20 protein-coding genes are annotated in these 21,126 nt (G+C 68.7%); 9 read left to right on the top strand and 11 right to left on the bottom strand.

Going from position 1 to position 21,126, the window contains the following annotated elements:
• Nucleotides 1–6: 6 nt before the first annotated feature.
• From CFN17_RS12645 to CFN17_RS12630, 4 genes are all read left to right on the top strand, one after another.
• Nucleotides 7–621 carry a carbonic anhydrase gene (locus CFN17_RS12645; protein ID WP_208748078.1) on the top strand — a complete coding sequence of 205 codons (615 nt, stop codon included), beginning with the start codon at nucleotides 7–9 and terminating at the stop codon, nucleotides 619–621.
• An 82-nt stretch (nucleotides 622–703) separates the two neighbouring features.
• Nucleotides 704–2,146 carry a class II fumarate hydratase gene (locus CFN17_RS12640; protein ID WP_208748076.1) on the top strand — a complete coding sequence of 481 codons (1,443 nt, stop codon included), beginning with the start codon at nucleotides 704–706 and terminating at the stop codon, nucleotides 2,144–2,146.
• A gap of 182 nt (nucleotides 2,147–2,328) precedes the next feature.
• The gene (locus CFN17_RS12635; RefSeq protein WP_208748074.1) at nucleotides 2,329–3,012 is read left to right on the top strand and encodes a TetR/AcrR family transcriptional regulator; all 684 of its coding nucleotides are present in this window, start codon (nucleotides 2,329–2,331) and stop codon (nucleotides 3,010–3,012) included.
• Entirely contained in the window at nucleotides 3,009–4,625 is a 1,617-nt protein-coding gene (locus CFN17_RS12630) for an MDR family MFS transporter (RefSeq protein WP_208748072.1), read from the top strand. Before CFN17_RS12635 ends, CFN17_RS12630 begins: the two co-directional genes overlap by 4 nt.
• Before the next feature lie 173 nt (nucleotides 4,626–4,798).
• On the opposite strand, the gene CFN17_RS12625 is transcribed toward CFN17_RS12630, so the two are convergent.
• Nucleotides 4,799–5,356, bottom strand: a complete 558-nt coding sequence (locus CFN17_RS12625) for an A24 family peptidase (RefSeq protein ID WP_208748070.1) — start codon at nucleotides 5,354–5,356, stop codon at nucleotides 4,799–4,801.
• Nucleotides 5,357–5,414: 58 nt separating this feature from the next.
• On the opposite strand from CFN17_RS12625, the gene CFN17_RS12620 reads away from it, so the two are divergent.
• Nucleotides 5,415–6,239 (top strand): hypothetical protein, encoded by an 825-nt coding sequence (locus CFN17_RS12620; protein ID WP_208748068.1) that lies wholly within the window; start codon nucleotides 5,415–5,417, stop codon nucleotides 6,237–6,239.
• A gap of 499 nt (nucleotides 6,240–6,738) precedes the next feature.
• On the opposite strand, the gene CFN17_RS12615 is transcribed toward CFN17_RS12620, so the two are convergent.
• Together CFN17_RS12615 and CFN17_RS12610 are read right to left on the bottom strand one after the other, a co-directional pair.
• Nucleotides 6,739–8,175, bottom strand: coding sequence for a PhoH family protein (locus CFN17_RS12615; RefSeq protein ID WP_208748066.1), 1,437 nt, complete (start codon nucleotides 8,173–8,175; stop codon nucleotides 6,739–6,741).
• A gap of 233 nt (nucleotides 8,176–8,408) precedes the next feature.
• Entirely contained in the window at nucleotides 8,409–9,170 is a 762-nt protein-coding gene (locus tag CFN17_RS12610; protein WP_208748064.1) for an isoprenyl transferase, read from the bottom strand.
• A gap of 155 nt (nucleotides 9,171–9,325) precedes the next feature.
• Between CFN17_RS12610 and CFN17_RS12605 the strand changes: the two genes are divergently transcribed.
• Nucleotides 9,326–10,042 (top strand): hemolysin III family protein, encoded by a 717-nt coding sequence (locus CFN17_RS12605; protein ID WP_208748061.1) that lies wholly within the window; start codon nucleotides 9,326–9,328, stop codon nucleotides 10,040–10,042.
• A 39-nt stretch (nucleotides 10,043–10,081) separates the two neighbouring features.
• Here CFN17_RS12605 and CFN17_RS12600 read toward each other — a convergent pair whose 3' ends face one another.
• The 4 genes from CFN17_RS12600 to mca form a co-directional block, all read right to left on the bottom strand.
• Nucleotides 10,082–10,747 carry an HAD family phosphatase gene (locus tag CFN17_RS12600; RefSeq protein WP_208748059.1) on the bottom strand — a complete coding sequence of 222 codons (666 nt, stop codon included), beginning with the start codon at nucleotides 10,745–10,747 and terminating at the stop codon, nucleotides 10,082–10,084.
• Nucleotides 10,744–12,909 (bottom strand): thioredoxin domain-containing protein, encoded by a 2,166-nt coding sequence (locus CFN17_RS12595; RefSeq protein WP_208748057.1) that lies wholly within the window; start codon nucleotides 12,907–12,909, stop codon nucleotides 10,744–10,746. The genes CFN17_RS12600 and CFN17_RS12595 overlap by 4 nt, the downstream gene beginning before the upstream one ends.
• Nucleotides 12,887–13,219: a hypothetical protein gene (locus CFN17_RS12590; RefSeq protein ID WP_208748052.1), complete on the bottom strand. Its 333-nt coding sequence runs from the start codon at nucleotides 13,217–13,219 to the stop codon at nucleotides 12,887–12,889. Before CFN17_RS12590 ends, CFN17_RS12595 begins: the two co-directional genes overlap by 23 nt.
• Before the next feature lie 93 nt (nucleotides 13,220–13,312).
• The gene (mca, locus tag CFN17_RS12585) at nucleotides 13,313–14,218 is read right to left on the bottom strand and encodes a mycothiol conjugate amidase Mca (protein ID WP_208748050.1); all 906 of its coding nucleotides are present in this window, start codon (nucleotides 14,216–14,218) and stop codon (nucleotides 13,313–13,315) included.
• 171 nt (nucleotides 14,219–14,389) lie between these two features.
• On the opposite strand from mca, the gene CFN17_RS12580 reads away from it, so the two are divergent.
• Together CFN17_RS12580 and greA are read left to right on the top strand one after the other, a co-directional pair.
• The gene (locus CFN17_RS12580; protein ID WP_208748048.1) at nucleotides 14,390–14,842 is read left to right on the top strand and encodes a DUF4307 domain-containing protein; all 453 of its coding nucleotides are present in this window, start codon (nucleotides 14,390–14,392) and stop codon (nucleotides 14,840–14,842) included.
• A 176-nt stretch (nucleotides 14,843–15,018) separates the two neighbouring features.
• Nucleotides 15,019–15,513: a transcription elongation factor GreA gene (gene greA / locus CFN17_RS12575; protein ID WP_208748046.1), complete on the top strand. Its 495-nt coding sequence runs from the start codon at nucleotides 15,019–15,021 to the stop codon at nucleotides 15,511–15,513.
• 89 nt (nucleotides 15,514–15,602) lie between these two features.
• On the opposite strand, the gene CFN17_RS12570 is transcribed toward greA, so the two are convergent.
• The 4 genes from CFN17_RS12570 to CFN17_RS12555 form a co-directional block, all read right to left on the bottom strand.
• Nucleotides 15,603–16,208 carry a rhomboid family intramembrane serine protease gene (locus tag CFN17_RS12570; RefSeq protein WP_261792189.1) on the bottom strand — a complete coding sequence of 202 codons (606 nt, stop codon included), beginning with the start codon at nucleotides 16,206–16,208 and terminating at the stop codon, nucleotides 15,603–15,605.
• Between the two features lie 8 nt (nucleotides 16,209–16,216).
• Nucleotides 16,217–17,455 carry a threonine ammonia-lyase gene (gene ilvA, locus CFN17_RS12565; protein ID WP_208748044.1) on the bottom strand — a complete coding sequence of 413 codons (1,239 nt, stop codon included), beginning with the start codon at nucleotides 17,453–17,455 and terminating at the stop codon, nucleotides 16,217–16,219.
• Between the two features lie 21 nt (nucleotides 17,456–17,476).
• Entirely contained in the window at nucleotides 17,477–18,784 is a 1,308-nt protein-coding gene (locus CFN17_RS12560) for an AI-2E family transporter (protein WP_208748042.1), read from the bottom strand.
• 98 nt (nucleotides 18,785–18,882) lie between these two features.
• Nucleotides 18,883–19,860 carry an aldose 1-epimerase family protein gene (locus tag CFN17_RS12555; RefSeq protein ID WP_208748041.1) on the bottom strand — a complete coding sequence of 326 codons (978 nt, stop codon included), beginning with the start codon at nucleotides 19,858–19,860 and terminating at the stop codon, nucleotides 18,883–18,885.
• A gap of 90 nt (nucleotides 19,861–19,950) precedes the next feature.
• On the opposite strand from CFN17_RS12555, the gene galK reads away from it, so the two are divergent.
• Nucleotides 19,951–21,111: a galactokinase gene (gene galK / locus CFN17_RS12550; protein WP_208748039.1), complete on the top strand. Its 1,161-nt coding sequence runs from the start codon at nucleotides 19,951–19,953 to the stop codon at nucleotides 21,109–21,111.
• The last annotated feature ends 15 nt before the right edge of the window (nucleotides 21,112–21,126 follow it).

Raw genomic sequence — 21,126 nt, 5'->3', positions numbered from 1 at the left:
AGCCCCGTGGCTACTTACCTGACCCCCGAACTCGCATGGCAACGTCTGCGTGAAGGCAACAAGCGTTTTGTCGCCGGCACGTCCTCACACCCGAACCAGGATGCGTCGCGGCGCTCGTCGCTGGTGGAAAACCAGAACCCCTTCGCCGTGATTTTCGGCTGCGCCGACTCCCGGCTCGCCGCAGAAATCATCTTCGACCTCGGCCTCGGGGACGCCTTTGTGGTCCGCACCGCCGGCCAGGTGATCGACGACGCCGTCCTCGGCTCGCTGGAGTACAGCGTCAGCGAACTGGACGTCCCCCTGATCGTCGTCCTGGGGCACGACAGCTGCGGCGCCGTGACCGCGACCAAGGCCGCCGTCGAGACCGGCCAGATGCCGGCCGGCTTTATCCGCAGCCTGGTGGAGCGGATCACCCCGTCCGTGCTGACGTCGCTGCGTAACAATCAGACCGAGGTCAATGACATGGTGGTCGAAAACGTCAAGCAGACCTCGCAGCGGCTCGTGGACAGTTCCCGGGTGATTTCCAGCGCCGTCGACAGCGGCCGCACTGCCGTGATCGGGCTGGCCTACAGCCTTGCCGACGGCCGTGCCGACCTCGTCTCCAGCATCGGCCGCCTCTAGCTTCCGTGACCCCGCCGCGGCGGCCGCGGCGGGGTCCGTTCACGGTTTTCGATGGGACCCCCACTCGCCATAAGCTAGCCCCATGACTTCCACAGATGAGTTGAACACCGAAGAGTTCCGCATTGAACACGACACGATGGGCGAAGTCCGCGTTCCCGTGAACGCCCTGTACCGCGCACAGACGCAGCGGGCAGTAGAAAACTTCCCGATCTCCGGCAAGACCCTGGAACGCGCCCACATCGAGGCCCTGGCACGGGTCAAGAAGGCCGCCGCCCAGGCCAACGCCGAACTGGGGGTGCTCGATGGTGAGCTCGCCCAGGCGATCGCCGACGCCGCCGACCAGGTCGCGACCGGCAAGTTCGACGGCGACTTCCCGATCGACGTCTTCCAGACCGGTTCCGGCACGTCGTCGAACATGAACACCAACGAGGTGATCGCCGAGCTCGCCTCCCGCGCCCTCAAGTCCGCCGGCAGCGACAAGGTTGTCCACCCGAACGACCACGTCAACGCCTCGCAGTCCTCCAACGACGTCTTCCCGACCTCGGTCCACGTCGCCGCCACGTCCGCGCTGATCAACGACCTGATTCCGGCCCTCGGCTACCTGGCAGAGTCCCTGGAACGCAAGGCCGCCGAGTTCAAGGACGTTGTGAAGTCCGGCCGGACGCACCTCATGGACGCCACCCCCGTCACACTGGGCCAGGAGTTCGGCGGCTACGCCGCGCAGGTCCGCTACGGCATCGAGCGCATCAACGCTTCCCTTCCCCGCGTCGCCGAGGTCCCGCTCGGCGGCACCGCCGTCGGCACCGGCATCAACACCCCGGCCGGGTTCCCGGAGCGCGTGATCGAACTGCTGGCTGCCGACACCGGGCTGCCCCTGACCGAGGCACGGGACCACTTCGAGGCCCAGGCCAACCGCGACGGACTCATCGAGGCGTCGAGCCAGCTGCGCAACATCGCGATCTCCTTCATGAAGATCAACAACGACCTCCGCTGGATGGGCTCCGGCCCCAACACCGGCCTCGGCGAAATCGCCATCCCCGACCTGCAGCCGGGCTCCTCGATCATGCCGGGCAAGGTCAATCCCGTCATCTGCGAAGCCTCCATCATGGTCTGCGCCCAGGTGATCGGCAACGACACCGCCATCGCCTGGTCCGGCACGAACGGCGCCTTCGAGCTGAATGTCGGCATCCCGGTCATGGCCGCCAACCTCCTGGAGTCCGTGCGCCTGCTGGCCAACACCAGCCGCGTCATGGCCGACAAGATGATTGACGGCATCACCGCCAATGTCGAGCGCGCCCGCTTCCTCGCCGAGGCCTCGCCGTCGATCGTCACCCCGCTGAACAAGTTCATCGGCTACGAAAACGCCGCCAAGATCGCCAAGACGGCCGTGGCCGAGGGCCTGACCGTCCGCCAGGCCACCGAGAAGCTGGGCTTCGTCGGTGAAGGCGAAGGCAAGGTTTCCGAAGCCGACCTCGACAAGGCGCTCGACGTCACCACCATGACGGCCCCGGCCCACAAGGCCTAGCCCCGCACCGCCTCCCCCGGCGGAGGCACCGGCAAGTACGACGGCGGCCGCCCACCTTCCCAGCGAAGGCGGGCGGCCGCCGTCGTCCGTTGGTGAGCCCGCCGCGGGAAACCCAAGCCCAATGAAATCCCGGCAACGGAAACAAATTGCACTCTTTCTCCAACAGTGCAAAACTTTACTTCGTGAACGAAAGTGCAACTACTGGCGGCGGGCTCCGGGAGCGCAAGCGGGCTGCCACCCGGGCGGCGATCACTGCCGTCGCCCGTTCCCTGACCTCCGAACGGGGCCTCAACGGCTACACCGTCGAAGACGTCTGCGAACGGACCGGAATCTCCCGGCGGACATTCTTCAACTACTTCCCCACCAAGGAAGACGCCATCCTGGGCCACGTCGACGACGAGCTCCCCGAGGATGCCTTCGACGAGTTCCTCCGGGGCGGCCAGGATTCCCCGGCCGGGGAAATCTCGGCCAGCCTGCTGCAGGACCTCCTGCAGCTCGCACTCAGCCTGGCCGAGCGGATGAGCAGTTCCGAGGAAGAGACCCGGCAGCTGATCGGCGTCATCAAGAAGGAACCGCAGCTGATGCTGAAGATCATCGGCGCCACGGAGGAGCGGGAAGCGCACTTCGCCGGACTCCTCGCCAGACGCGAAGGCGTGCCGGCCAGCCACCCCGTGGTGCGGATGGCCGTGGTGGTCATGGGCAGCATCGGCCGGCACACCAGCCTCGCGTATTTCTCCGAAGGCAACACCCGCACGTACCGCGACCTGCTGATCGAAAACTTCGAAGCCGCCAGGCTCCTGCTCTCCCAGCCCTATTCGCGCACCGCCCTCCCCGACCCGCTTTCCCCCTCCGAAGGAGCGCAATGAGCGCCGCCGCCAGCATCAAACCAGTAGCCGAGCCGCTGCTGCTGACCCAGAAACGCATCTGGATCATCTTCTCCGCCCTCATCGCGGGCATGCTGCTTTCCAGCCTGGACCAGACCATCGTCTCCACCGCCATGCCCACCATCGTCGGCAAACTCGGCGGGGTGGAACACCAGGCCTGGATCACCACCGCCTACCTGCTGGCCACCACCATCGTCATGCCGATCTACGGAAAATTCGGTGACATCCTGGGCCGCCGGAACCTCTTCCTGATCGCCATCGGCCTGTTCACCCTCGCGTCCGTAGGCTGCGCCTTTGCCACCGACTTCTGGGGCTTCGTCGTCTTCCGCGCCGTCCAGGGCCTCGGCGGCGGCGGCCTCATGATCCTCTCCCAGGCCATCATCGCCGACATCGTCCCCGCCAAGGAGCGCGGCAAGTACATGGGCCCGCTGGGCGCCATCTTCGGCCTCTCCGCCGTTGCCGGGCCGCTGCTGGGCGGCTTCTTCGTGGACCACCTGACCTGGGAATGGGCCTTCTACATCAACATCCCGATCGGCATTGCCGCGTTCACCATCGCGTGGTTCACCCTGACCCTGCCGAACAAGAAGGCCGAGAAGCGGATCGACATCCTGGGCGTGCTCCTGCTCTCGGCCGCCACCACATGCCTGATCTTCTTCACCGACTTCGGCGGCAAGAAGGACGAAGGCTGGGATTCACCGCTGACGTGGACCTTCGGTGCCGGGCTCGTGCTTGCCGCGGCCGCGTTTGTCCTGGTGGAGCGCCTGGCCGAGGACCCCATCATCCCCATGAGCCTGTTCAGGAACCGCATCTTCGTCAATTCCACGGCCATCGGCTTCACCCTCGGACTGGGCATGTTCGCCGCAATCGCCTTCGTTCCCACCTTCCTGCAGATGTCCTCCGGCACCTCCGCCGCGGAATCCGGCCTGCTGATGCTGCCGATGATGGTGGGTCTCATGGGCATGGCCATTTTCTCCGGCGTCCGCATTTCCAAGACCGGCAAGTACAAGATGTTCCCGGTCCTGGGGGCTGTCCTGACCATCGCCGCCATGCTGTGGCTGACCACCCTCACCGCCGCCACGCCCATCTGGGTGATCTGCGTGCAGCTCTTCGTGTTCGGCGCCGGCCTCGGCTCCATCATGCAGGTGATTGTCCTCGTGGTGCAGAACTCCGTGCCGGCGGACCAGATCGGCACGGCGACCAGTACCAACAACTACTTCCGCGAAGTCGGCGCGTCCCTCGGCGTCGCCGTGTTCGGCTCCATCTTCACCACCCGGCTGTCCGAATCCCTGACCCGGGCCTTCACCGGCGCCGGAGCGTCCGCCGACCAGGCGTCGCAGTCCACCCGCACACTGGACCCGCAGGCCCTCAGCCAGCTGCCCGCCCAGCTCAAGGACGCGATCGTCAACGCCTACGCCGACTCGCTCGCGCCGGTGTTCTGGTACCTGCTGCCGTTCCTGGGCATCGCCCTGATCCTGGCCCTGACCCTCAAGCAGATCCCGCTCTCGGACACCGCGGGAATGGTGGCCCGGGGCGAGGCGGTCGGCGGCGAGGAAGCAGAACGCCTCGAGGCGGAACGGGCGGCCGCCCGCACCTGAGCCGCCCGCCATGCGGATCCCGTTCTGCGACGCGGCCCCCGATCTGCGACGCGCAAATTCTCTGGCGCTACCCGAATTTGGGTGCGGAGGGTATTTTGCGCGTCGCCGGGGATTTGTGGCGTCGTGGGTGCGCGCTTCCAGCCCCGGGCCAGCAGCCCGCCGTGACAGGACGGCTAACTTGCGGGCAGGAGCAGCATGGCCGCCGCCGTGCCTGCCAGCATGAACGGGCCGAAGGGAATGGCCGATTGCAGCGTGCCGCGGCGGGCCAGCAGCAGGCCCAGGCTCCACAGGCCGCCCAGGACGAACGCCGCGAAGGTCCCGGCAAAGACGTGCCCCCAGCCCAGGAAACCCAGATACATGCCCAGGACGCCCGCGAGCTTAACGTCGCCGAACCCCATTCCCGGCGGATACACCGTGTGCAGGAGGAAATAGAAGAGCCACAGGGCCGCGCCGCCGGCCAGGACGCGGAGCCCCGGCACGCCGAACAGCCCTGCGACGGGCGTGCCGGCGGCCGACTGCCCGAGGGGCAGCAACCGGCTGGCGGCCGCGCCCAGCAGCAGGACCCCGGCAATCGCATAGGAGGGGAACACGATCCGGTCCGGCAGCAGATGGTGCCGGACGTCGATCACGGTAAGCCGCACGGCCATGACGAAAAAATAGGCACACGCGGCCAGCGCCAGCCAGAAAGCCAGCGGGCTGGCAGCCCCGAGGTCGCCGAGTCGTTCGATCACTCTCGGATGCTACTGGATATTCGTCCGACCCGCGGGCCCCCGCGCGTAAACTGTGGATATGGCCGCATGGGACAGCAGGAACGGGCGCGGTCCCCGCACGCCGCGCGGCCCCGCAGACCAGGCAGCGGCCTTCCGGGACCTGTGCCGGTCCTCGCCCTGGAAGTGGCAGTCGCTGAGATTCGAATACCTGGACCGGCCCCTCACAGGCACCGCAGGCTCTGCCGCAGCCGGCGCTCCCGAAGACCTCGTCCGGGCGTGGCTGCGCAGGCCCGGCGCCCTCCGGCTGGAAACCGCCGACGGACTAGTGATCGCCAGCACCACCGGCATCAATGACTCCCGCGGCGGCTTCTACGTCAGTTCCACGCGGAAGACCTGGCTCCTGCCGCCGAACCTCGTCACCCCCGTGTACGACGACGACGGTCTGGTGCGCCGCCGCCCGGAGGCAGCGTACGGCGAACCGTCCTTTGGGAACGGCCGGTTTGCCGCCGTCCTCGACCCCGTGGAACTCGCGGGCAACTCCCCCGTCCCGCTGGAATTCCCCAATTCCAACGCCGTGGAACTGGGCTCCGTCACGGAAGTGGACCACGAGGGCCGCCCCGCCCTCGAGGCCACGGTCAGCCCGAACCCGTCCTACCGTCCGGCCGACCCGGCAACCCCGATCTGCCTGCCCGGACGCACCCTGTTGAGGATCGACGCCGGCACGGGCGTCTGCGTTGCGAGCCGCTGGCTGGATGCGCCGGATACCGGCGGCGAGCCCGGCTACGGACACTGGCTGAGGATCCTGGGCGTGGACGAATACATGCTCGATGACCTGTTCCTCGCCGAATCGATGAACCTCACGGACGTCCGCCGCCACATCAGCTGGGACGTCCCGGCCGAGTAGGCACCCCGTCATCGACTGCTCCGTACCCGCCTTTTAGGACGCCCAGAAGGGCAGTTCCGGAGCAACCGATGATGAGAGCTGCCGTGGTTGCGTTTGCCGTGGTTGCGTTTGCCGTGACACGGCCTTTCGCCGTCGCTTAGACACAACGCATGGGACCCGCTGCGGTCGCCGGGCGACCTCCGGGGTCCGATGCGTCGCGATGCGCTCCTTTACGAAAGACCGCGCCCCGGCGCGTACGCACCTCACCGTTACCAAAGACCATCGCGGCGAGTGAGCGGCGCACCTAGACGGGCCGCGGTGTCCCGCAAAGGAGCGCATCGCCGACCAAAGCGAAGCGGAGGTCGCCCAGCGACCACAGCGCAGCGACGGGAGGTGTCTAAGCGACGGCGGGGCGCCGCCGCCCGGCGGACCAAACCACGGCAAACCCGACCACGACGAAGGGCCGTGGCCCGGCAGCCCAATCACGGCAAACCGGACCGCGGCCCAACACGGGACGGGTTTAGATCTCCGCCCCCTCCAGCAGATCCGTCACCAGGGCCGCGATCGGCGAGCGCTCCGAGCGGGTGAGGGTGACGTGGCCGAACAGCGGATGGCCCTTGAGCGTCTCGACCACGGCGGCCACGCCGTCGTGCCGGCCCACGCGGAGGTTGTCGCGCTGGGCGACATCATGGGTCAGGACGATCTTGGAGTTCTGTCCGATCCGGCTCATCACGGTGAGGAGCACGTTCTTCTCCAGGGACTGGGCCTCGTCGACGATCACGAAGGCGTCGTGCAGTGAGCGGCCGCGGATGTGGGTCAGCGGCATGACTTCGAGCATGCCCCGGTCCATCACCTCTTCCACGACTTCCTGGCTGACCAGGGCGCCGAGCGTGTCAAAGACGGCCTGGGCCCAGGGGTTCATCTTTTCCGCCTCGGATCCGGGAAGGTAGCCCAGTTCCTGGCCGCCCACGGCGTACAGGGGCCGGAAGACGATCACCTTGCGGTGCTCCCGGCGCTCCAGGACGGCCTCGAGGCCGGCGCAGAGGGCCAGGGCGGATTTGCCGGTGCCGGCGCGGCCGCCCAGGGACACGATGCCGACCGAGGGGTCCATCAGGAGGTCGATCGCGAGCCGCTGCTCGGCGGAGCGCCCGTGGAGCCCGAAGACGTCGCGGTCCCCCTTGACGAGCCGGACCTGCTTGTCCGCCCCGACCCGCCCAAGGGCCGAGCCGCGGTTGGACAGCAGCACGAGCCCGGTGTTGGTCGGCATCTCGGCCGCGGCCGGGATGAACACGGGTTCGTGCCCATAGAGGGTGGCGACCTCGTCCTCGCCCGCGTCGACCTCGGCGACGCCGGTCCAGCCGGAGTCCTTGACGAGTTCGTTGCGGTATTCGTCGGCCAGCAGCCCCATCGCCGATGCTTTGACGCGCATCGGCAGGTCCTTGGACACCACGGTGACATCGCGGCCCTCATTGGCCAGGTTCTTCGCCACCGCCAGGATGCGGCTGTCGTTGTCCGCCCCGCGGAAGCCGGCCGGGAGCACCTCGGCGGAGATGTGGTTCAGCTCCACCATGAGCGTGCCGCCGTCGCGGCCGAGCGGGATGGGCCGGTCCAGGCCGCCGTGCTCGAGCCGCAGGTCATCCAGCAGCCGGAGCGCTTTGCGCGCGAAGTAGCCCAGTTCGGGGTCGTGCCGCTTTCCTTCGAGCTCGGTGATGACGACGATCGGCAGGATGACCTCGTGCTCGGCGAAGCGCAGGAGGGCCCGCGGATCGGAGAGCAGCACGGAGGTGTCGATCACGAAACTGCGGGCCGTGCCCCGGCGCTCTGTTCCTTCCCCGGAAACAGCAAGACCGGCCGCAGCGTCTGCATGCGCTGCACCGGTCTTTGAGGTGGCTCGCTTGGCGCGAGAGGTAGCTTTCTGTCCCTGTTCGGAAACGGGCAGTTGCTCAGAAATAGCCACATCGACTCCAGCCCCGGGACAATGCCCGGAATTGTTATAGGTGAGGCGGCTCGGCCTGGAGGCCGGACGCGGCCCCCCATACACCCGGTGCGAAAATCCGCTCCATGTACTGGCCTCCCCGATCGGCCGGCGAATTACCTGCCGATGCACTCAAGGTACGTCTCCGGCGGCCGGTTTGTCCGGTTATTTTCCGGCGATTCTTGTTGCTTTCTTGTGAACTCCGCGTGAACGGATCAGGCGCCGAAGCGGCGCTGCCTGCCGGCGTAATCGCGCAGGGCGCGCAGGAAGTCGACCTTGCGGAAGGCCGGCCACAGGGCCTCGCAGAAGTAGAACTCACTGTACGCGCTTTGCCACATGAGGAACCCGGATAGCCGCTGCTCTCCGGAGGTCCGGATCACAAGGTCAGGGTCCGGCTGGCCGCGCGTGTAGAGGAACCGGGAGATGTCATCCACGGTGAGGTCATCGGCCAGTTGTGCGATGTCCGCGCCGCGGGCGACGGCGTCGTGCAGCAGTTCCCGGACGGCGTCGACGATTTCCCGCCGCCCGCCGTAGCCGACGGCGACATTGACGTGCAGCTTTTCGTGCACGGGCGTGCGGGCCGTCAGTTTGTTCAGCCGCTCGGCCAGATAATCCGGCAGCAGTTCCGGCGCCCCCATCGCGTGCACCGAGATGTCCGCGTCCTCATCCAGCCGGTCCATCGTGTTGGCGATAATGCCCATCAGGAGGTCCAGTTCCTCCCCCGACCGGTTCATGTTGTCCGTCGAGAGCATGTACAGGGTGACCACCTTGACGCCAAGCTCCTGGCACCAGCCGAGGAATTCGTGGATCTTGTCCGCGCCGGCCTGGTGCCCCTGGCTCGTGGGGGCGTTGAACTGGCGGGCCCAGCGCCGATTGCCGTCGACCATGACACCGATGTGCCGGGGGATCCGTTCCGGGTCGAGGGAACGCTGCAAGTTGCGCTCGTAAAAGCCGTAGAGGAATCCGGGCAATTCCATCCGGAGATTCACCTGGCTTCCTTGAGATCCTGTGTTCAGTGCACATCCTAGGCTACCCGCATGAGCGTCCTGCCGCGCGCAGGGCGGCCCCGGGATGGCCGCCGGATGCTTATTACTCGCGGGTAACTTACTTTCCCGTAGGTTACTATTGCGGGATGGAGAGCAACAGTCCGGAACCCCGTCCGGAGCGTCCGGCAACTGAGCGGACCCCGGTGGACGATGCCGCGGTGCGGCTTGCCGAACTGCTGATGATCAAGCCCAAATGGCGGGGCTGGATCCACACGGTGACGGCCCCGCTGGCGCTGGCCGCCGGGCTGGTGCTCGTGATCCTGGCTCCGGCGGATCTGAAGGTCGCGTGTGCCGTCTACGCCGTCACCGGGGTACTGCTGTTCGGCGTCAGCGCCGTGTATCACCGCGGGAACTGGTCCCCGCGGGTCAAGATGGTCCTGAAGCGCCTGGACCACACCAATATCATGCTGGTGATCGCCGGAAGCTACACGCCGCTGGCCTGGGCCCTGCTGGACCGGCAGAAGGCCGAAGTGCTGTTGTGGGTCATCTGGTCCGGCGCCGTTCTGGGCGTGTTGTTCCGGCTCCTGTGGACCAACGCCCCGCGCTGGCTCTACGTGCCGATCTACATCGCCTTGGGCTGCGGGGCGCTGTTCTACCTCCCGGACTTCTTCGCCGCGAATGTCGCCTCGGCGGTGCTGATCTGCGTCGGCGGCGTCTTCTACATCACCGGCGCCGTCTTCTACGCGCTGAAGAAGCCGAACTTCAGCTATGAGCACTTCGGCTTCCACGAACTGTTCCATGCCATGACGGTGGTCGCCTTCGCCGCGCACTACATCGCCATTGCCATCGCGGTCCTGAGCTGAGCCTGCCGGGCCGGGCGCCAGCCACGATCGGCTGACGGGTCAGCAGGGGCGCCCGGCAGCGATGAGCTCGGGCAGCTGGCGCATGTCGGAAAAGACGGTTGTCCCTGGTCCGGCCAGCCGCGCGGCCGGGGTGACGCCGCCTGCATAGGCGAAGACGTGCATTCCGGCGGCCCGGGCAGCCTGCACGCCATAGGCACTGTCCTCGACGACGGCGCACAGTTCCGGAGCCGTGTTGAGCCGTGCGGCGGCGTGGAGGAACAAATCCGGTGCCGGTTTGCCGTTCGCGACCTCCGTGGCGCTAAAGATGCGTCCCTCGAACCGGTGCAGCAGCCCGGTCCGGCTCAGGGTCCGGCGCATCTTCTCGTGGCTGCCGCTGGAGGCCACGCAGTGCGGCAGCTGCAGCCGGTCCAGGGCCTCCTCGATGCCGTCAACCGCCTCAAGGTCGCGTTCAAACGCCTCCTGGTACCAGAGCCCGTACTCGCGGTCCCAACCGTCGGCCAGCCGGATATCCAGCTGCTGCTCGACGGTGGCAACAAAGTGCGCCTCGGACTTCCCGACGAACCGTTCAACGATTTCATCCAGTTCCAGCTCCCAGCCGAGATCTGCCAGCACCCGCTGGTCCACCCGGACGGAGATCACCTCGGAATCCACCAGGACGCCGTCACAATCGAAAACCACCAGGTCAAAGCCGTCTTGGGAAATCATGAAGCCATCCTAGCCAGCCGCCGGCGCACCTCTTCGACGGAACCTGCCGGAAGGTCGCAGACCATGTCCCGGCACAGGAACACCTGCGGGCTGCCGTCCGGGGCCGCGCCGCGGCCACGCAGCAGCGGCACGGGCGGCCCGGCGTCGTCGTCCTGGACCGCGATGACAAGGCCGGGGCTGGCGGAGCGCAGCAGTTCCCGGTGCAGCGCGGCCCGTTCCGGCGTGTCCGGCCCGGCGACGGCGGCCTCGACGGGGCCGGCGAGAGCGGCCTGGGCCGTCGCGAGCAGCCAGCCGGCCACGCGCGGTGCCCGGAGCGCGAGCGGAGGCAGCAGCGACAGGATGTTGGCCGCGAGGGCGCGGTCCGCCGTCGAGCCGGACAGGGCCGCGTGGGTCACCAGCGCCCCGGCCAGGGCGGCGGCGCCGCTGGGGGCGGCGTTGTCGAACACGTCCAGACCGTCCCGTCCGCCCTGCGCGGCGGTGACCTGCGCCGACTCCCCCGCTGTGTCCTTCAGCCCGCCGTCGGCCGCGAACCGCGCGCAGGCGGCGGCCAGGACCGCCTCGGCGAGGCGGTACCAGCGGGTGTGCCCGGTGACCCCGTACAGCGCGAACAGCCCCTCGGCGAAAAACGCGTAGTCCTCCAGCAGGCCGCCGATGCCGCGCGCCGCGCCGCTGTGGGAGACGCGGATGAGCCGGCCGGGGCCTTCCCCGGAAGGTTGCCAGTGCACCCTTTCCAGATAGCCCGCGATCCGCTCGGCGGCGTCCACGAGGTCCGGCCGGGACAGGACGGCTCCGGCGTCCGCGAGTGCCGCGACGGCCAGCCCGTTCCAGCCGGCCACGACCTTCTCATCCCGGCCGGGCCGGGGCCGGGCGGCGCGTTCGGCTGCCAGCACCGGACGGACCCGCTGCCACAGCGCGGCCTCCGCGCCAGCGAGCTCCCGGCCCGGATGCAGGGGCGAGCCGTCGGCGGTCACGCTGCCCGGCGACCGGACGTTCATGAGGGCGGCGACGGCGGCGCCGTCGTCCGGTCCCAGGAGAGCCTCCAGCCCGGCGGGGGTCCACAAATAGCTGGCGCCCTCGGCGTGCACGCCGTCGACCACCGTGTCGGCGTCCAGGGACGATGCCAGGGCCACGGCCGGTCCCTGTCCCTCCGGCGGCAGCCCGAGCCGGGCGAGGAGCCAGTCCGCAGTTCGCCCGGCGACCCCGGCGGCTTCCGCGGCCGGATATTCGGGGGTGCCGCCCAGCCGCACCCAGTGGGCGTAGACCCGCAGCAGCTGGGCGTTGTCGTAGAGCATTTTCTCGAAATGCGGGACGGACCAGTCCCGGGTCACGCTGTACCGGGCAAAGCCGCCGTCAAGCTGGTCGAAGAGCGCCGAACGGGACATTGCGGCGAGGGTCCGGCCCGCCATGTCCCTGGCCGCCGCGGCGGTGTCGGAGGGCACGGCTGCGTGCCGGATCAGGAATTCGAGCACGGCCGACGGCGGGAATTTCGGCGGGCCGCCGAACCCGCCGTGGGCTTGGTCCTCGGAGCGGGACAGGGCTCCGACGGCGTCGGCCAGAAGTGACGGATCCAGGGGTGCCGGCGTCCCGTCGAGCCGGACGGCGGCGGCCGGTTGGGACGCTGCGATGCCGCGCGCCAGGGTGGTGGCATTGGCTTCGACGGCGCCGCGCCGCTGCGTCCAGGCTTCGCTGACGGCTTCCAGGACCTGGCGGAAGGAGGGCCGGCCGGGCAGGGGCCGGGGCGGAAAGTAAGTGCCGGCGTGGAAGGCACGGCCGTCCGGCAGGAGGAAGACTGACATGGGCCAGCCGCCCTCGCCGCTGATGGCCTGGGTGGCCGCCATGTAGACGGCGTCGACGTCGGGGCGTTCCTCCCTGTCCACCTTGACGGGGACGAAGCGGGCGTTCAGGTACTCGGCGGTGTCCGGGTCCTCAAAGGATTCGTGCGCCATGACGTGGCACCAGTGGCAGGCGGCGTAGCCGATCGAGAGGAACACCGGCACGTCCCGGGCGGCTGCGGCGGCGAAGGCCGCGTCGCCGAAGGGCTGCCAGTGAACGGGGTTGCCGGCGTGCTGGCGCAGATAGGCAGAGGGTTCCGCGGCCAGGGCGTTCGATGCCTCGGGCTGCGGGTCAGGGGTGCCGCCGTCAGCGGTTGCCGGGTCCTGCATCGCCGTTGACTTCCGGCCGGGAAACCCCGCCATCGGAAGGCAGCCCGCCGCCGCCGGACGTGCCGGCCCCGGCCCCGTCCGGAGCCTCTTCGGCGGCTTCGCGCTCGGCCTCCACCTGGGCCCGGTAGCGGACCCGGCGGATGCGCCGCACCATGTCCACGATCAGGAACGCTGTCAGCACCACGATGAAGGCTGTCAGCAGGAAGCCCAGCAGACCCGGGGTGACCTGGTCCTCGGACAGGCCCGGGCGCAGTGACGGCGTAGGGCTGGGCGCCGGGGCTGTTGCCAGAGCTATGAGCAAGGAATGCACGGTGAAAACCTTCTGTGGAAACCGGTGTCTTTCTGCGGCGGCTCTTCTACCCGCAGTGTCTTTTCTACACGGAATAGAAGATCGCTCTCCCGTCTATCTTAGCCCGGCGAAAAGGTCCTTTTCGGGCAGTTCCGACGGGATGCGGGACTCGATGAGGGAGTAGTCCTCCCACGGCCAGACCCTGCGCTGCATGGCCGGAGAGACCGCGAAGAAGAACCCTTCCGGGTCCACCTGGGTGCGGTGGGACCGCAGTGCCTCGTCCCGGGCTTCGAAAAAGTCGCCGCACTCGATCTGGGTGGTGGTGGGGTGGGTCGGCGGCGGCGGGGTGTGGCCCTCGGCGTCCGCTTCGAGCCAAGCGGCCAGACGCTCGGCATACGGCGACTGCAGGCCGGCCTCTTCCAGGGCGAAGTGGAGTGCGCGGAAGCGGTCCGGGCTGAAGGCGCGGTCATAGTAGAGCTTGCTGGGCGTCCAGGGCTCCCCGGTGCCCGGGTACCGGGCGGGATCGCCGGCAGCAGCGAACGCCTCGACGGCCACGCGGTGCGCCATGATGTGGTCCGGGTGCGGGTAGCCGCCGTTCTCGTCATAGCTCAGGATCACCTGCGGCTTGAAGTCCCGAACCAGCCGGACCAGGGGCGCGGCCGCCCGCTCCAGCGGCTGCAGGGCGAAGCACCCCGCCGGCAGGTCCGGCAGCGGATCGCCCTCCGGCAGGCCGGAATCCACGAATCCGAGCCAGCGCTGCCGGACGCCGAGGACCTTGGCCGCGGCATCCATCTCAAGCCGGCGCGCCCCGGCCATGTCGCGTTTGGGGTGCGGTTTGCCCTCCATGGCCGGGTTCTGGATGTCGCCGCGGGAGCCGTCGGTGCAGGTGGCCACCAGGACGTCCACCCCGGCGGCGGCGTACATGGCCATCGTGGCGGCGCCCTTGCTCGATTCGTCGTCGGGATGAGCATGGACCGCCAGCAGACGGAGCGGGGCTGACGGGCTGGGGGCTGCTGTCATCGGGGGACGGCTCCTCTTTCTGCTGTCCTTCCCTTCGGGCGGACAGTGCGGGTCTCTGCGGACGGACGGTGCAGTACGAACGGACGGTGCAGTACGAACGGACAATGCAGGCGGACAGTGCGGGGCTGGCGGGCGGCACCGTCCCGGTCCGATCCACACTAAACTGGATGAGTGACTTCCGAGGATCAGCCCGCCGCGCCGGCACCTACCAGCCTAGCCAATCGTTACGGCGGCCAAAAGCGCGCGCTGACCCGCAAGGCCAAACGCAACATCCTCATCGCCGGCCTCGCCGTGGGCATCGCCTTCCTGGCCTGGGTGTCGACGTCGGCGGCCACCGCCAGCGTGAGCTTCAAGGACATCGGCTACAGCACCCGCGACGCCACGCTGACGGAGATCGACTTCCAGGTCACCAAGGAGCCGGCGACGGACGCCAAATGCGCCGTCAAAGCCATGGACTCGAAGTTCGCGATTGTCGGCTGGCAGGTCGTGGACATCGCCCCCAACGGGGCCGACGTCGGCACGGACGGCGGACGCACCACCGCCCACCGCGCCGAACTGCGCACGGAGTCCCAAGCGGTCTCCGCCGTCGTCGACAGCTGCTGGATTCCCGACGCCGGAAAGTAGGCCGGGGCGCGACACGGTGTGATCCGCACCGCATTCGTCTTTGGTTTATCCACAGGATTGCCTACAATGGATCAATACCTTTCCCCGCTGAGCTGGTTACTGCCAAAGACCCTGCGTCCTAAAAGTGGCCATCGTGGCGGGGTCTTTGTTTGTATGACCACCCAAAGGAGAAGTCCGTGTCTACCACCAACAGCGCAACTGCGGCTTGGCTAACCCAGGAAGCTTTTGACCGCCTGAAGGCAGAGCTGGACCACCTTTCCGGCGCAGGCCGGGCAGAAATCGTCCAGAAGATCGAAGCCGCGCGCCAGGAGGGCGACCTCAAGGAAAACGGCGGCTACCACGCTGCCAAGGAGGAGCAGGGCAAGATCGAGGCCCGCATCCGCCAGCTCACGGTACTCCTGCGCGACGCCCACGTCGGCGAGGCCCCGGCCGATGACGGAATCGTGGAGCCGGGCATGATCGTCGTGGCAAAGATTGCCGGCGACGAGGAAACCTTCCTCCTCGGCTCCCGCGAGATCGCCGGTGGCTCGGACCTGGACGTCTTCAGCGAGAAGTCACCCCTCGGCGCGGCCATCGTGGGCCACAAGGAGGGCGACAAGCTCAGCTACACCGCCCCGAACGGCAAGGCCATCGCGGTGGAAATCATCTCCGCCAAGCCGTACACCGGCTGACAACGCCGCACAGGATCCTGCATGGATCAACAACGACGCCGGTCTCCCCTTCAAGGGGAGGCCGGCGTCGTTATTTGCGCAGTTACCCTTTACCGCGGGCGCCGCGTGCTTAGCAGCAGCGCCGCCACGACGCCGCCGATTGCCCCGCCCAGGTGGGCCTGCCATGAGACGAAGCTGGCCACTGTGGGCAGGACGCCGAACAGGATGCCGCCGTAGGCCATGAACAGGACCACCGACAGCACGATCTGCCACCAGCTCCGGTTGAAGAAGCCGCGGACCAGCAGGAACGAGAACAGCCCGAATACCAGTCCGGACGCGCCGACGGTGACGCTGGTGCCGCCGATCAGCCAGACGAGAATTCCCGAGGCAAGCCAGCTGGCGGCCAGGGCGGTGATGAAGACGCGCCGGCCGGACAGGAACACGAGGAACCCGAAGATGACCAGCGGGAGCGTGTTGGACATCAGGTGGGCCAGGCTGGCGTGCAGCAGCGGAAACGTCAGGATGTCCAAGATCCCGTCCAGGCTGCGCGGGCGCAGCCCGAACGTGCGGTTCAGGGCATGGAGCATGACGGTGTTGACGATCTCGATCAGGTACAGCAACACCACGAACGAGCCCACCACCAGCAGGCCCCGGCGGGCCCGTACTGCGGGGGTGTCCCCGGCTCCCGGCTGGCCGCCGCCGGACGGCTCCAGCACCACGTCCCCTAGTGCACCACGATCGGCTGGAAGCCCTCGGCCCGCAGTGCTGCCAGGACCTGGCTGCAGTGCTCGTGGCCTTTGGTTTCCAGGTTGACCGTGATGGAGACGTCGCCCATGCTGATGGAGCCGCCCACCCGCGTGTGGTCCAGCCCGGTGACGTTGGCGTCGTTTTCGGCGATGATGCGGGCGATGGTTGCGAGCGAGCCGGGCCGGTCGTCGAGCATCATGCGCACGGTCATGTAGCGGCCGGCGGCGGAGAGGCCGCGCTGGATCACCTTGAGCATCAGCATGGGGTCGATGTTGCCGCCGGAGAGCACCACCGCGACGGTTCCGGGGTTTTCGATCTTGCCTTCCATGAGCGCGGCGACGCCGACCGCCCCGGCGGGTTCCACCACCATCTTGGCGCGTTCGAGCAGGAAGATCAGCGCCCGGGCCAGGGCGTCCTCGCTGACGGTGACGACGTCGTCCACCAGCTCGCGGATGATGCTAAACGGCAGCTGCCCGGGCCGGCCGACGGCGATGCCGTCCGCCATGGTGGAGACCTTCTTGAGCGGGACGAGGGCGTCCGCGGCGAGCGAGGGCGGGTAGGCGGCCGCGTTCTCGGCCTGGACGCCGATGATGCGGATATCGCGGCCCAGTTCCTTGGCGCGGGCCTTCACGGCGACGGCGACGCCGGCCAGCAGGCCGCCGCCGCCGACGCCCATGAGGATGGTGTCGACGTCGGGCACCTGTTCGAGGATTTCCAGGCCCACCGTGCCCTGGCCGGCCACGACGTCGACGTCGTCGAACGGGTGGACAAAGACGGCACCGCTTTCGTCGGCGTAGCGCCGGGCCTCGGCGAGCGCCTCGTCCACGTTGTGGCCGTGCAGGACCACCTCGGCGCCGTGGCTGCGGGTGGCGGCCAGTTTGGGCAGGGCGACGCCGAGCGGCATGTAGATGCGGGCCTTGATGCCCAGGCTCTTCGCGGCGACCGCGACGCCCTGGGCGTGGTTTCCGGCGGAGGCCGCCACCACGCCGCGCTTCTTTTCGGCGTCGGAGAGCTTAGCCATGCGCACGTAGGCGCCGCGGACCTTGAACGAACCGGCCCGTTGCAGGTTTTCGCACTTGAGGAAGACCTCGCCGCCCACCATGCCGCCGAGGGCCCGGGAGGACTCCACGGGCGTCCGCGTAATAATCCCGTCGAGCAGCTTCTGCGCCTCCAGGACATCGTCCAGCGTGACGGGCAGGCTCTCAAGGGTATTCACGAACTGTTCTCCTTCTTCGGATCAGGCGTCGGTGCCCCGTCCGGCATCGCTGCCCGGAGCACCGCTGTTGGGTGCGGCGCCCTCGCGGCCGGGGGTTCCGCCCGGCAGATGGGCGTCAGTGAAGGTGGTATCCGCGGATGGCTCTGAGGCAGGGCTGCCCCCGGGTCCCGCGGTTGCCAGCACTTCATCATGTTCCCACGTTCTGCCGGCAATGTAGCGAATCGACGAGTTTGCTACGGCCAGGATCGGCACGGAGAACAGCGCGCCGGGGATTCCGGCGAGGTAGGAACCCGCCGCGACGGACAGGATCACGGCCACCGGGTGGAGGGCCACGGCCTTGCCCATGACGAGCGGCTGCAGGATGTGGCTTTCGAGCTGCTGGACCCCGAGCACGATTGCCAGCATGATCAGGGCGTTGACGGGCCCGTTGGCGACCAGGGCCAGCAGCACCGCGATGGCCCCGGTGACCAGCGCACCGACCACCGGGATGAACGAACCGAGGAACACCAACACGCCCAGCGGCAGCGCCAGCGGCACGCCGATGATGGCGGCACCGACGCCGATTCCCACGGCGTCGACAAACGCGACGAACATCTGGATCCGGGCGTAGCTGACCATGGAGGCCCAGCCGCGGCGGCCGGCGCCGTCCGTGGCGCGGCGCGCCTTCCGCGGCATGAGCCGGACCAGGAAGGCCCAGATCCTGTCCCCTTCCAGCAGGAAGAAGATCAGCACGAACAGCGCCAGCACCAGGCCGGCGGCGAAGTGCCCGGCCGTGCTGCCGAAGGTCAGTGCCCCGCTGAGGATGCTGCTGCTGTTGTTCTGCAGGGCGGCGGTGGCGTCCTGGATGTACTTGTCGATCTGGGCGGCCGTCAAGTGCAGCGGGCCTTCGGACAGCCAGGTCTGGACCTGCTGCACGCCCTCAAGCGCCTGGGACCACAGCTCGCCGAACCCCTGGGTGAGCTGGCGCCCGACCAGGACCAGGGCGCCGATAATCACGCCGATGAAGCCGAGCACCGTGATGGCGACCGCCAGGCCCTTGGGCACGCTGCGCCGGGCCAGCCAGCGCACGATCGGGCTGAGGAGCCCGGACAGCAGGGCTGCCACCATCACCGGGATGATGAGGAAGCTGACATGGCTCAGCAGCCAGACCAGGCCGCCGAGCACCAGGATGATCAGCCCGACGCGCCAGGCCCAGGCGGCGGCGATCCGCACGCCGTAGGGGATGTCCTGGTCAATCTCGCGGTCCGTTTTGGGCCGGGCCCGGTATCCGGTCCCTGCCGCGGAAACAGCGGGGTTGGTGGCGGGGGTGGCGTCCTCAGCTGGCGTCATAGCCCCATACTTCCCCAGCCGCCGGTTAATGGGAAACCGGCCCGCGGCGCGCCGGGACAGTCCGTTGGGCCGGCTTCCCCCGGTATCAGCCGGCGGCGTCAGTCAGCCGCGTCAGTCAAGGAGGCGGTGATGCCCCAGCTCATGGAGAACTGCTCCCCCGGTGCCAGCCAGCGCAGTCCCTCGCCGCTGTTGAACGCGTTCGCGGGCCCGGTCATCGGCTCGATCGCGACCGCCTTGGTCCGGCCGGGAAACTCCGTGGTCACGAAAACGTGGACATAGCCGCAGGCGGCATCCTGCCACAGGCTCACGGTCCGCCCGTCCGGTGCCCGCAACGTGTGCCGGGCGACGCCGCCGTCGAACTCCAAGTCCGTGTACGCCGAATCCAGGTCCAGCGTCCCCACGGGCTGTCCGCCGCGGAGGTCGAAATCGCCGCTGACAGGCGCGGTGCTGCGCGGGATGAGCCGGTCGTCGGCGACCAGCCGGGTCCGGGCGCTGACGGTCACCGTGAGGTCCTCGGCGGGCACGTCGCCCAGCCGCAGGTACGGGTGCGCGCCGAGCACGAACGGCGCGGGGTCCCGGGAGTCGTTGATGAGGCTCTGGCGCACCACCAGTCCGAGGTCGTCGGCGAGCTCGTAGCGGACCCGGTGCCGCAGCAGGAACGGGTAGCCGTGCTGCGGGAACACGGCTGCCTCCAGGGTGACGGAGAATTCGTCCTCATCGACCAGTTCGTAGGCGGAGTTCCGCAGCAGGCCGTGGCTGGCGTTGTGGCGGGAGACCTCGGTGATGTCGAGCTGCATCTTCTTGCCGTTGAGGTACCAGGTGCCGTCTTCCACCCGGTTGGCCCAGGGCGCCAGGGTGATGCCGGTGGCGCCGGGCGGGATGTCGGCGTCGCCATAGCTCTCTGTCAGAGCGGTCCCGCCGCGGCTGTAGAGCCGCAGCCCGGCGGCGAGTTCGGTGACGACGGCCAGCGCGTCCCCGCGCCGGAGCTCGTACTGCCGCCCGGTGGCGTACCGCCGCACGGTGGCATCGGCGCCTGTTGCAGTGCCGGATGCGGAGTCAGTTGCTGTGGGGTCCATGGTGAACACCGTACAGCCCGCACCACACAAACAACCCTGCGAACCCGTATACCTTGGTTCCATGACTTCCAGCAGCGCAGGTGCCAGGCCATGATCCCCTCCACGGACAGCGGCGGGCTCGCGGGCCGGTTTGAGGCGGTCTTCGGCGTCCGGCCCGACGGCGTGTGGCGGGCGCCGGGACGGGTCAACCTCATCGGCGAGCACACGGACTACAACGAGGGCTTCGTCCTGCCGTTCGCGATCGACCGGACGGCCCGGGTGGCCGTCGGGATCCGGCCGGATTCGGCCGTGCGGATGCTCTCCACGTTCGGCAACCAGGGACTGACGACGGCGGACACGGCTTCGCTGGACCGCGCCGCCGCGCGGGGCTGGACCAAATACCCGCTCGGTGTCATCTGGGCGCTGCAGCAAGTGGGGGTCACGGTCCCGGGCGTGGACCTGCTCCTGGACTCCGACGTCCCGCGCGGCGCCGGCCTGTCCTCCTCCCACGCCATTGAATGCGCCGTGATCACGGCGCTGAACGACCTCACCTCCGCCGGCCTGTCCGCCCAGGACATGGTCCTGGCCACCCAGCGCGCGGAAAACGACTTCGTCGGAGCGCCGACCGGCATCATGGACCAGTCCGCCTCGCTCCGGGCCACGGCCGGGCACGCCGTCTTCCTCGACTGCCGGGACCAGAGCGTCCGCCAGGTCCCGTTCGACGCCGACGCCGCCGGGCTGGTGCTGTTGGTCATCGACACCAGGGTCTCCCACTCCCACGCCGACGGCGAATACGCCGCCCGGCGGGAATCGTGCGAGCTCGGCGCCGAAGTCCTCGGCGTGCGGGCCCTGCGCGACGTCGGGCTGGAGGACTTGGAGGAAGCCAGCGGGCTCCTGGACGCTGAAACGTTCCGGCGGGTCCGGCACGTCGTCACCGAGAACGACCGCGTGCTGCAGACGGTGGAGCTGCTGGAGACCCTGGGCCCGGCCGTGATCGGTCCCCTGCTGGACGCCTCCCACGCCTCGATGCGCGATGACTTCGAGATCTCCTGTGCCGAGCTGGACCTGGCCGTGGACACCGCACGGTCCGCCGGCGCGCTCGGTGCCCGCATGACCGGCGGAGGCTTTGGCGGCTCCGCGATCGCCCTGACGCCGGCGGGGTCCGAGCCGCAGGTCCGTGCCGCCGTCGGGCAGGCCTTCTCCCGTGCCGGCTACACCGCGCCGGAGATCTTCAGCGTCCGCCCCGCCGCCGGGGCCGTGCGGCTGGCATAGCCGGGGCGTAGTCTT

The organism is Arthrobacter sp. PM3, assembly GCF_003352915.1.
Classification (GTDB): domain Bacteria; phylum Actinomycetota; class Actinomycetes; order Actinomycetales; family Micrococcaceae; genus Arthrobacter.
This window is presented reverse-complemented; position numbering and strand designations above follow the sequence as displayed.